General features: G+C 72.1%; 14 protein-coding genes. 11 read left to right on the top strand and 3 right to left on the bottom strand.

Going from position 1 to position 10,501, the window contains the following annotated elements:
* The first annotated feature begins 177 nt into the window (after window positions 1–177).
* From MXD60_RS08850 to MXD60_RS08830, 6 genes are read left to right on the top strand one after another with little or no spacing between them, the layout of a single operon-like run.
* Window positions 178–597 carry a hypothetical protein gene (locus MXD60_RS08850; protein ID WP_248818516.1) on the top strand — a complete coding sequence of 140 codons (420 nt, stop codon included), beginning with the start codon at window positions 178–180 and terminating at the stop codon, window positions 595–597.
* Entirely contained in the window at window positions 590–712 is a 123-nt protein-coding gene (locus tag MXD60_RS28685) for a hypothetical protein (RefSeq protein WP_283098058.1), read from the top strand. The genes MXD60_RS08850 and MXD60_RS28685 overlap by 8 nt, the downstream gene beginning before the upstream one ends.
* A 19-nt stretch (window positions 713–731) precedes the next feature.
* Complete coding sequence (locus MXD60_RS08845; RefSeq protein WP_248818515.1) at window positions 732–956, top strand: hypothetical protein; 225 nt, start codon at window positions 732–734, stop codon at window positions 954–956.
* The gene (locus MXD60_RS08840; protein ID WP_248818514.1) at window positions 949–1,608 is read left to right on the top strand and encodes a hypothetical protein; all 660 of its coding nucleotides are present in this window, start codon (window positions 949–951) and stop codon (window positions 1,606–1,608) included. The genes MXD60_RS08845 and MXD60_RS08840 overlap by 8 nt, the downstream gene beginning before the upstream one ends.
* On the top strand, window positions 1,605–2,045 hold the full coding sequence (locus MXD60_RS08835) for a hypothetical protein (RefSeq protein WP_248818513.1): 441 nt from the start codon (window positions 1,605–1,607) through the stop codon (window positions 2,043–2,045). The genes MXD60_RS08840 and MXD60_RS08835 overlap by 4 nt, the downstream gene beginning before the upstream one ends.
* Window positions 2,036–2,332 carry a hypothetical protein gene (locus MXD60_RS08830; protein ID WP_248818512.1) on the top strand — a complete coding sequence of 99 codons (297 nt, stop codon included), beginning with the start codon at window positions 2,036–2,038 and terminating at the stop codon, window positions 2,330–2,332. Before MXD60_RS08835 ends, MXD60_RS08830 begins: the two co-directional genes overlap by 10 nt.
* Window positions 2,333–2,404: 72 nt before the next feature.
* Here MXD60_RS08830 and MXD60_RS08825 read toward each other — a convergent pair whose 3' ends face one another.
* Entirely contained in the window at window positions 2,405–3,952 is a 1,548-nt protein-coding gene (locus MXD60_RS08825; protein ID WP_248818511.1) for a UvrD-helicase domain-containing protein, read from the bottom strand.
* Window positions 3,953–4,257: 305 nt separating this feature from the next.
* Between MXD60_RS08825 and MXD60_RS08820 the strand changes: the two genes are divergently transcribed.
* The 5 genes from MXD60_RS08820 to MXD60_RS08800 all read left to right on the top strand — a co-directional run bounded on the left by MXD60_RS08820 (window position 4,258) and on the right by MXD60_RS08800 (window position 9,255).
* Entirely contained in the window at window positions 4,258–4,587 is a 330-nt protein-coding gene (locus tag MXD60_RS08820) for a histone-like nucleoid-structuring protein Lsr2 (protein ID WP_248818510.1), read from the top strand.
* A 221-nt stretch (window positions 4,588–4,808) separates the two neighbouring features.
* Complete coding sequence (locus MXD60_RS08815) at window positions 4,809–4,997, top strand: hypothetical protein (RefSeq protein WP_248818509.1); 189 nt, start codon at window positions 4,809–4,811, stop codon at window positions 4,995–4,997.
* 3 nt (window positions 4,998–5,000) lie between these two features.
* On the top strand, window positions 5,001–6,611 hold the full coding sequence (locus tag MXD60_RS08810; RefSeq protein WP_248818508.1) for a hypothetical protein: 1,611 nt from the start codon (window positions 5,001–5,003) through the stop codon (window positions 6,609–6,611).
* Complete coding sequence (locus tag MXD60_RS08805; RefSeq protein ID WP_248818507.1) at window positions 6,608–7,273, top strand: hypothetical protein; 666 nt, start codon at window positions 6,608–6,610, stop codon at window positions 7,271–7,273. The genes MXD60_RS08810 and MXD60_RS08805 overlap by 4 nt, the downstream gene beginning before the upstream one ends.
* A 203-nt stretch (window positions 7,274–7,476) precedes the next feature.
* Window positions 7,477–9,255, top strand: coding sequence for an FtsK/SpoIIIE domain-containing protein (locus MXD60_RS08800; RefSeq protein WP_248818506.1), 1,779 nt, complete (start codon window positions 7,477–7,479; stop codon window positions 9,253–9,255).
* A gap of 54 nt (window positions 9,256–9,309) precedes the next feature.
* On the opposite strand, the gene MXD60_RS08795 is transcribed toward MXD60_RS08800, so the two are convergent.
* Together MXD60_RS08795 and MXD60_RS08790 are read right to left on the bottom strand one after the other, a co-directional pair.
* On the bottom strand, window positions 9,310–9,738 hold the full coding sequence (locus MXD60_RS08795) for a DUF3846 domain-containing protein (protein ID WP_248818505.1): 429 nt from the start codon (window positions 9,736–9,738) through the stop codon (window positions 9,310–9,312).
* 76 nt (window positions 9,739–9,814) lie between these two features.
* The gene (locus tag MXD60_RS08790) at window positions 9,815–10,327 is read right to left on the bottom strand and encodes a hypothetical protein (RefSeq protein WP_248818504.1); all 513 of its coding nucleotides are present in this window, start codon (window positions 10,325–10,327) and stop codon (window positions 9,815–9,817) included.
* Window positions 10,328–10,501: the final 174 nt, after the last annotated feature.

Here is a 10,501-nt window from a genome sequence, read left to right as displayed (position 1 = left end):
CCCCGAACCGCTACCCCGCGCCACCCCGGCCTCTGAGCCCGGCGGCCCGGCCCGCACCCCCCCGGGGGCGGTACAGCCACCCCCACCCCGCCGGTTCTGTTCCACCGCCACCCCGGTCTCGTTCCCCCAAGCCGGGGCGACGGCGGTACAGACCCGACCCGACCGACAAGGATGATCATGTCTGATCGGAACGACCTGCCCGGTATCCCCTTCGCGGACGGGGCGCCCTACCAGCACGGCGACGTCGTCATCTCGCCGTCAGAGAATAGGGCGTTCTTCCACCTTGACAACGACAGCCAGCCCTGGCGTCACGTCGACGACCCGGACGACTACTCATGGCGCAGCGACCGCCATATCCCGGCCGACGGCCGCCTCGTGATCCGGCGGGGGCAGATGGTCGGCCCACCGCCGCCGTACGACCCGGCCACGGCGCAGCCCGGCGACGTCGTCACCACAGCCGCCAACGTGCTGACGTTCTTCTACTACGGCGCCGACAGGTGGCGCGGGTCGGACGGCTGCGAGTACACGGCTCGGAACCTCCCCGCCGGCCTGACGCTGATCGTCCGGGACGGAAGGTCGATCCCCACCGGTGCCTGACCGTCTCCGCCGTGCACGTCGGCGCGTTGGCGACGCTGCCCGCGGGCTGGGCCGGCTGCTCGCCGACGTCGTGGACGACGTCCTGGACGTCATCGAGGCCCTGATCACTCGCTGACTTACCCACAAAAAGGATCATGATGCGTAGACGATTCGCCGCTGCCGGTGCCCTCGCCGGCATGCTGGCGCTCACCACGGCGGGGCTGGTTTCCTGCGACAAGGGCAGTGCCTGTGCCGCGGTCGTGACGGCCCGGGGTGCCGGCGGCCATGGCGGTCACAGCTCGAGCCACGGTGGCAGCCACAGTGGCCCCCACGTCCCGCACCCGGTCGTCGTCCACCCCGGCGGGAGCCACTGTGGCTGACCCGTCCCTGCCGGATGAGCTCCGCGCCCGCCTGACCGCCGCCGCCGACATCCGCCACCCCGACTCTCGGCCGGACGAGGGCACGGCCAGCCTGGCCGCCGAGGTTCGGGCGACCGGGGGCTGCGCGAACATCGGCAGCGGCTCCCGAGACGCGAACAGCGGCTGGCGCCACGAGGTGTGCATCCTCGACCCGGACCATCTCGGCTACCACGAGTCGACCGACGGCGCGCTCTGGTCGCTCGACCGGATGGAGCTCGAGCGCCGCGCCGAGCTGCACCGGGCCCGCGCCCGAGATGCCGAGCGCCGCTTGGTGCAGCTCCTCGACGCCCTCTACCCGGTCAGCCCACCGACCACCGTGGACGACGAGGTGATGCACGCTGCGGTGCAGCAGGCGGGCGGCCTGAATGACGCGATCCGATCGTTCGAGCGTGCGGCCAACTCCGCCGACCGAGTGCGTGCCCTGCTCGACGGCCGTCCCTGCTACTGCCCGGCTCCGGCAGGACGCGGCCATGACGGGCTGTGCCCGCAGTCGATCGTGCCCGTCGGCCTGGTCCGCCGGACCCTCGACGGCCCGGCCGCGAAGCCGGCGAACGGCGGCCCGGCCCGGCTCCTGTACGACGACGAACCCACCCCACCCGAGGAGACCCGTTGACCACCACCGCGCCGGCCGCGGCCGAGCTGTCGTGTCGGGTCTGCGGCTGCACTGCCGACGACCCATGCCCCCTCGGCCGCGAATCGAGCGTGTCCTGCCTGGCCGTCCCAGACCCGCAGGGCTCACCGCGGCTGTGCCACTGGTGCGCAGGGAAGGAGGCCGGGGCGGTCCGCTGCGACGTGCTCGCCACCGGCCTCCTTGCCGGCCCCGAACCGAAGCGATGCCTGATGGGTGCCACCCACACCGGCCATTGGCGCTGCGCCCGCGGCCACGACCGGCGCATCAACGTCTGCCGCATGCACCTCTCCGACGACATCGGCATCGCGTACGACTGCGCCGAATGCCCCCACGAGGACGAGGTGCCGGTGCGCCTCATCACGGCCAGCCTGCTCTACCCCACATCCGAACAGCCGAAGGAGAACACCCCATGCCCGTGATCGTCTGTGTGAAGCGTCCCATCCCGGTCCGCATGGCCGGCCCCTGGGACGGCACCCCGGAGCGCGCCCGCGAGATCATCGCGTTCGTCGGGAACACCGGCCCGAACGAAACCCCCGGGTTCATCGGCGACGGACCGGACGGCCTGGCGCAGGTGTACGACCAGCTCCACACCTCCTGGATCAATGTGCCCGTGGGTTCGTACATCGCCCGGGGCACCGAGGGTGAGCACTACCCGATCGCGGCCGGGGTGTGGGCGCGCACCTACGACGTCGTCGGGGCTGAGTAGCCCAGGAACGTCGACGGCCCCCGCACCGAGGTCTCCCTCGGGCGGGGGCCGTTTCGCGCGTTCTGGGGCTGTTCAGACGGTGGCGGCGGCCATCCACGCGGGGATGGTGTCCGGGGCCTTCGCGAACGACGGGCAGGCCGTCACGTCCAACACGTCCTGCGCCCGCGTCACCGCCACATACAGCAACATCAGCTCGTCCTCGTTGAGCTTGCCCGGGGCAGGGAAGTCAGATGCGAGCTTGACGTCCTGCCACTGAAGGCCCTTGCTCTGATGCGCCGTGCACACCGTGATGTCGGCGTCCCGCGGATCCGCGATGTTCGCAAGCCCGGCGATGATCGCATCGGTGCCGAACCGGTCGATCAGGTCGACCATCAGCTTGAGGTCCCCGCCGAGCTCGTCATGTTCGGCGTAGTCCTGCACCTGCTTCCACGAGGAGAAGCAGCCAAGCTCCGGGTGGGCCGTCCACCCGTTTTCCCGCAGGTCCGCCGCCGCCTTCGCGAACGTGACGACCATCTTCGCGGTGTTCCCGACCAGGTTCACTCGCTGGCCCGCGGCCATGAGCGTCAACGCCTCTGACACGGCGACGGCGTTGGTACGGGTCAGGATCACGTCTGGCCGCGAGCACGGGCCGATGTACCCGGTGTCGTCGGGACCGCCGGGCTTGCCGACCAGCCGCAGCGGGGTGTCGAGCTGCGCAAGGATGGTGTTCGCGAAGTCTGCGATGTCCTGACCGAAACGGAAGGACCTGGTCAGATAGCAGGTGTTATCCACCGTGATGTTTTTGAACGCATCAACGGCGCCGGTGAACGAGTTTATGGCCTGCGCCGAGTCCCCAACAAGGACAACCCGCGTCCCTCGCCGCATCTGCGTTTTGATGATCCCGAGCATGACTGGCGCCATGTCCTGCGCCTCGTCGATCATGAGGATTTCGGCGCCCATCGAGTACGATCCGCGCCTGCTCAGGTCGCCCGGGTGCATTCCGAGCTGGAACATTTTCAGGAAGTACGCCGGGTTGTATGGCAGCATCCCGTCGACCTTCACCGCGTCCTGCCATGCCCACCGCAGTGCGGGCAGCAGCGCCTTCCGGAGCATGTTGTTCGCTCGGAACGTCCGCTTCCCCGTCTTCGGGTCCGGCGCGTCGACGCCGTCCAGGTACCGGAAGTGTTCCAGTGCCGGCTCCGCGTCGGCGGTCTGGCAGAAGCGGCGCAGTGCTGCGATGACGAACGATGCCTGCCAGCCTGGGGCGAGCCCCTTCTGCCCGCCACCGATCTGCGGCACCCAGATCGGACTGTTCAGCCCGAGGAGCTTTGCCATTGCCTTCGGGGCCATCCGCGCGCCCTGCCGCGTCTTGTACAGGTGTCCGACCGCGTCGAACGCGAACCCGTGCATGGTCCGGCAGCGCACGTGCCGGTAGCCAGCCTCGGCCATGGAAAGGCGCATGCTCTCGACAATCGCCTTGTTGAACGCGGTGTAGGCGACGCGCTTGTCCCGGAAGTCGTGCGCGATCAACTTCAATGTTGCGGACTTTCCGGTTCCGGCGCCGGCCTGGATGGCGAGGTGCCCTCCCCCAGCGAACAGATCGAGGGCCTTCTGCTGTTCGGCTGTGGGCTGGAAGTCCATGTACGTCCCCCTTGGTCGGATGCCACAACCGTACTACAGATCTGCTGATTCATGAATCAATCAAGTTGGGGCGGACGTCAGCCACTCTCTGTCACCATGTCCGACTCCGGACATCCGGACATCCGCCCGCCTATCGCGCAGGCGCGCGCGAGCCACCAGCCCATCCGGACGTCCACCCGGACATCCCCGGACACCACGCAACGTCACCACCGCCACCCCGGGGGAGGGGATGACGATCAACAGATCTGTCAGATAACAGATACGGTGAACGCCACACCAGACCCGCATCACGCCCAGGAGGCCCCATGGCCCAGAAGATCGCCACATCCCTAATCGACGACCTCGACGGCGGCAAGGCCGACGAGACCATCCGATTCGTCCTCGACGGCGCCGACTACGAGATAGACCTGTCCGCGCCGAACGCGGCACGTTTCCGCGAGACGCTGGCGCCCTACATCACCGCCGGCCGCCGGACCAGCACCAAACGCCGCAGCCGCAAGGCATCCCAGCCGGCCGCCGGTACCCGCGACCTGGCCGAGGTCCGCGCATGGGCCAGGGGCAACGGCTGGCCCGACATCCGCGACCGCGGCCGGATCTCCGCCGAGATCCTGGAGGCATACGACCGCGCCACCTGAAATACCCGTTCACGGAACAGCGGAATCTCACGGGTTATGATGCGGGCGGCGCACCGCAGTGGTGCGCCGCCCGGGATAGGTGCTCGAACACCGCCCCCGGGCGACGGCTTGCACGAGTCCCCTGGAAGGACGCGCGCCGTGGCGTATTCTGCCGTGCCCACGCACCCGCGAGGCTGGTTGGGCGTGTCGCGCCCGGCCGTTATCAGCCCGGTGGCAATCCGATGACCGGCCTCGATTATGTCGGCCTCGGACTCATCACCTGCGGCATCGGACTCCTGTGGATGCGCACCCGCTCGATCAAGGATGCGCTGATCGAAGCGGGCATCAGCGTCGGGCTGTTCACCCTCATTCTGCTTCTGCCGATCGGCCATCCGACTTGGGCGTTCATCGCGTCCCACCGGATCGGCTGACCCGTGGCCGCCTCCGCCGAGGTCATCGCCGCCCGCGCGGCGGCGAAACAACTCGACGCCGAGACCCGCCGCGCCACCGAAGACGCCGCCGCCACCCGCCGCCGCGCCGACGAGTCCCGCCGGGCCACCCTCGCCCGCCAGGCCGCCGCCGAGCGCGCCACCGACCGCCAGACCCGCTGGAAGAAGCGCCGCGCGGCCGTCACCAAGGCCGTCGGCTGGCTGGCTGCGGACGCCGACGCCGTCGCGGCGATGACCGTCTACACGGCGGCCGTCGGCGTCGCCCTCTACGGCCAGCTCACCGCCGCCCACGGCCACGGCCTCCCCATCGCCGTCGCCATCCCCACGTCCATCGCGCTGGAGGGATGGGGGCTGGCCGCAGCCCGTACGGCGCTACGGCTTCGCCTGGTGCACGCCGAGCGGGCCCGGCGGGAGCAGGCCGCGACCGTGTTCGCGGCGCTCCTCGTCGCCGTGCTCAACGTCGCCGGCCACTGGCCACGCACCGTCGTAGACCACGGCAACGCCACGCAGCACGGCAGCCTCATCACCGCCGCGGTCTACGGCTCGCTCTCCCTCGGCGCCCTCGGCATGTGGGAGATGCGCTCAGGCGCCCGCCACCGGCCGGCGCTACGCGCCCGCGGTCTGATCGCCGATCCGCCGCCGGCCCTGGGCTGGGCCTACTGGTGCCGCTACCCAGGCCGGGCCTGGTGGGCCCGCTCGGCCCGCATCGCTGACCCGTCGATCCGGACGCGGGACGCTGCGATCGCCGCAGGGGCGGAGCTGCGGGCGGCGCGCACGGCCGCGCGGGACGCTGCGCGGCTCGCTCGCGAGGCCGCGAAGCGCCGCGCGGAGGTCGCGCAGGTCGCGCGGGAACTCGCGCACCGCTGCGCGAAAGGCGGCGACCCGGCGACGCTGGACGCGCTGCACGAGTTCGCCGCCGCGCACGAACTGCCCCCTGCCGCGCACCTGGTCGCGCAGCCCGCGCAGCCGGTACGCGACGTCGCGCAGGAGCTCGCGCAGGCCCGCGCAGCGTTCGCGCACCTCGTCGACGACCTCGCGCAGCCCGCGCCCGACGCCGCGCACCTTGACCGCGCACCCGAACGGCCCGCGCTGAACCCCGCCCCCGCCGACCTGCCCCGCGAGGTGGAGGTGCGCGACGCCGCGCAGGACAAGAACCTCCCCGCGCAGAGCCCCGCGCAGCCGGACGACTGGTTCGCGCACCCTCCCGCGCAGGAGGTGCGCGAAGCCGCGCAGGCCCTCGCGCAGGCCGCGCAGCCGCCGCGCGAACCCGCGCAGCCGCCGGTGTTCGCCGCGCGCCTGCCGGTGTTCGCCGCGCCCCCCGCGCACGACGACACCACGGACACCGACACCGACGACCTGCCCGGGGAGACCAGCGAGGAGGCTGCCCCGCCGCCGGTGCGCGATCTGGCCGAGTACGCCGCTGCCCGCGGGGACAAGCACGCGGCCACCCGCGCCCACGTCCGCGCGATGCTCGCCGCTGGCACGCCCTTTGTCGTCCGCGAACTCGCGCGGGAGACCGGTATCAGCGAGTCGACCATCCGCGGCTGGCTGCCGAAGAAGCCGCCAGATGCCCGCGCGCAGGCCGGCGCGGGATGATCCGCATCCTTGCCCTGTTCGTCGGTGTGCTGGTGCTGCTGAACGCGGTTGCCGATGATCCGGGCCGGTCCCGCCGCGCACCCGCGCGCGCGGGCCGTGCCCGTCCGCGCACCGGCCGCGCGGCACTGCGCGACTCCCGCGCGATGCTCGCGAGCACCGGGCGGGCCTGGCGCGCGGCGACCCCCGCCGGTCGACGCTGGCGCACCCGGACCCTCGCCGGCAACACCGCCAGAACCCTGTTCTGGCCGGACCGTCGCGCACCCGTTCGCGCAGCTCCGCGCGGCCCGCGCATCAGCCTCGTCAAGCCCGCGCGGACTCGCGCACCCCTCGCGCACCCCTCGCGCACCCCCGCGCAGGGTCCGCGCAGCACCGCACGATTTGGAGGACACATGGACCTGGCCAGGCTCGCGCAAGCCGCAGGAGCGGTCCTCCTGGGAGCGCCGGAAGGTGGCCTCCCGGGAGTCCCCGCGCAGGCCCGCGCATGGGCAGCGGCGCTCGACGAGGTAGCCGCCGCCTACAACGCGTGGGTGGACGACCTCGTGATGGACGTGGGGCTGGACCCGAAACCGCTGCTCCCGCTGATGGAACTCGGCGACCTCCTCCACGGTGCCGGCCGCGCGGCCAACGTCGCGGCTACGCAGATCGCCGGTACGCGCCGATGAGCGCGGAGGAGCGTCGCGCAGCCGCGCAGGACCGGCGCGCAGCTGCTGCGCGACGCAGGGAACGTGCCGCGCAGGTCCGCGCAGGTGTGCGCGAACGCCGCGCAGGAACCGCGCAGCCGCGCGGACACCCGGATCGTTCGCGCACCGTCGCGCACGCCTCGCGCAGGCAGCGCGCGCAGGACGCGCAGCCCCGCGCACGACCGGTGCGCGAACCCCGCGAACCCCGCGCAGGTCTGCGCGAACCGCGCGGGGACGGGCCGCCTCGTCGTGCACGCCGCGCGGTCTACCGGTCCCGCTACTGGCTCGCTCCCGCCTACTGCGCGGCCGGCCTGACGCTGGTCGCCTGGGGACTGCGCGGCACGCTCCCCACCTGGGCGGCGCTGTTCGCGCTCATCCCGATGTGGGTGAGCGCGGACCTGCGGATCGCGCGGGGTGCGCGAACTCTGCGCGCGCACCGGGCGGGCATCCTGCTGGCGTTCGCCGGGATGCTGTGGGCCGGCTGGGTGGTCGTCGCCGGGCTCACCCTCACCGCGGCCGTCGTGCTCGCGGTGGCGACGCTGGTGTGCTGGCCGTGGTGGGCCTGGTCCCACCGGGTCCGCCGCTCCCGCGCGGCGGGGAAGTTCGCCCGCGCCTGGCCGTGGGCCGCCCGCGAACGGGGACTACGTGCAGAGCTCACCAGTACGGTCCCCGGCGACGTCGACGGCCAGTGGTCGCACGACGTCGCGCTCAACGGCGACACCGTCGACCAGCTCCGCGGCGAACTCGCCCACCTCGAAGCCCGGCTGAAGCTGCGCCGCAACTGCCTGCGTGTCGACGAGGTGCTCGCCGACGCCTCCCGCGCGGTCCTCCACGTCGTCGAGACAGACCCGCTCGTCTCGGCCGCCGACGTCGCACCCGAGGACGACGAGGGCATCCCCTGGCCGGGCCCGGACCCGGACGCCGGCCCCGACGACCCGATCACCGTTGGCCTCTACGAGGATGTCGGCCCGATCGAACTCACCTTGGACCAGCACATTCTCCTGGTCGGTGGCACCGGCGCGGGGAAAGGCACCCTCCTCAAAATCCTGATCGGCGAGGCCACAGCGCGGCGTCGGATGCAGGTTCGCGGGATCGATTTCAAGGGTGGCCGGCTGCTGACGGCGTGGGGCCGGTGCATCGCCCGGGTGGCAACCAACGCCGCCGGCTACGACGAGGGGATCGTCGCGGCCCGCGCGCAACTCCGGGAGACGCTTGCCGAAGTCGACCGGCGGTCCGCCGCAGGCCAGGGGGATCGGCATGCAGCCACGGAGGCGGCGCCACACATCCTCCAGGTCGTCGACGAGGCCGAACGAGTACTCGCCGATCCGGAGTGCTATCAGCTGCTGATAGAGCTTTCGGACATCGCCCGGTCGGAACGGGTCACGCTCGCCATCGCGGTTAAAAGGACCACGAACAGCGAGCTTGGCTCCGGACGGCTCCTCACCAACATCGGATGCCGGGTTCTCCTCGGGTCCCGTGACAACCCCGAGGACCTCCGCCGGGCGCTGCCGAAGGCCGTCCACTTTCCGGTGGAGGTCTTGGACCGGCCGGGGAAGGCGGCCGTCTACCGGCAGGGCCAGACCGCGATGCGCCCCGGCCGCGTTTTCAACCCGACCGACGAGCAGATCGCCGCGCTGCGCGCCGAGTACGAGCCAGCCGAGGAACCAACCCCGGCGCCGGCCGCCGACGGCACCCCGGCCCCCGCGGTCGCGCTCGACCCGGCCAGCCCGGCCCCGGCCATGCCGACGGGCAGCCCCTCGCCGGAGTACGCCCTCGCACTGCTGCGCGCCGCCGGCCCGGCGGGGATGTCCCGCACCGAGCTGATGGCCTGCGGCTGGGATGCCTCGGCCACGCTGTACGACCACCTGGGCGTCCTGCGTGAGGCCGACGACGACCACGAGATCCGGATCGTCAGCGTCCGCCGCCGCTGGTACGCCGTCGAGCACGCCCCGGCCGACCCCTGACACGGCGAAGCCCCCGGCCCGTGGTGGGCGCGGGGGCAGGGCAGCCGCCGGGGGTCAGAGTTCCCAGTCGGTGACCTTCACTCCGACGTAGCGAGTGTCCCAGTCCCGCAGCGCGTCCGCGGACACGACCAACCCACTGAAATAGTCGATCATCGCCTGGGTGACCGGGGTGGTGTCGCCCTCCCAATTCGGGAGGCCGGTCATGACCACATCGCCGTAGATCACCATGTGCTCGCCCACCCGGCCCATCTTCGCCGCCGCCGAGTCGTTCAACATCCACACGTTGACCCGTACGTTCACCGCCAGGCCGTCGACCCGGCCGGAGTCGCTGCACCACAGGTCACCCTCAGAATGGGCCTGTACGTCGACGAGACCGCCGACCGCGGCCTGAAGGTTCCGCAGTTCGCCAAGACCTGCGTCCAGGTCGATGACCCGCACCGGCATGTCGACGTCGGCGGGGATGTGTAGGGCGTTCTTGCACACGGTTGCCTCCTGTTAGGGCGTAGTTCGGGATGCTGGCCGCCCTCGTGGGGAGGGCGGCCAGCGGAGAGTTGGGGTGCTACGCGCCGGCCGGCGCCGCCCTGTTCCGCTCGGCGCACACCGCCAGCGCGGCGTCCCGCCCCGCCCGGCTACCCGGGTACGAATCCGCCACCGTGAACGCGCCGCCGACACCAGACGGCCCGTAGTCACGGACCTCCCATCCCCAGGAGATCCCACCGGTCCAGCCCGTCTCGACCACCCGCCAGCGCACCGACCGCGCCTCCACCGACTCCGGTCGGACACACCGCACCGACACTCCGCCCGCGGTGCGCAGGTACAACCGGAACCGGCCGAACAACTCCGGGTAGTCGTCGTCGACAATCCCGGCGGCTCCCAGCGCGGCCATCCGCTCGTCGCTGGGCATGCACACCGCGCACGCGCATTGCCCGACGACGGCGGCGGGCCCGCGCAGCTCGACGAGCGAGCCCGTGTAGGTGACCTGCCCGCCGCCCTGTAGGTGCTGCCGGTCCGCCCTGCGCGGCGCGGTCAGGCTGAAGATCGGGTCGCCGGTGAACTGGGCGAGAATGAACACGGTGCTCCTCCAAACGGCGTGATGGGTGTGCGGGGTGGGGCCGGGGGGGGGGGGGGGGGGGCGGGGGCGCGGCGTGGGCGCCCGCCCCCCGCCCCGGCCCGCCGGCGCCGGCGGGGCGACCTCCGCGCTCGTGCGCGTCGTCCGCTGGGACCGGGTCGCCATCGTCGGCGGTGG

The sequence above is a fragment of the Frankia sp. AgB32 genome (genome assembly GCF_023243045.1).
Lineage (GTDB): Bacteria > Actinomycetota > Actinomycetes > Frankiales > Frankiaceae > Frankia.
Note: the sequence above shows the minus strand (reverse complement) of the source record. Positions and strands in the feature narration are given on the sequence as shown.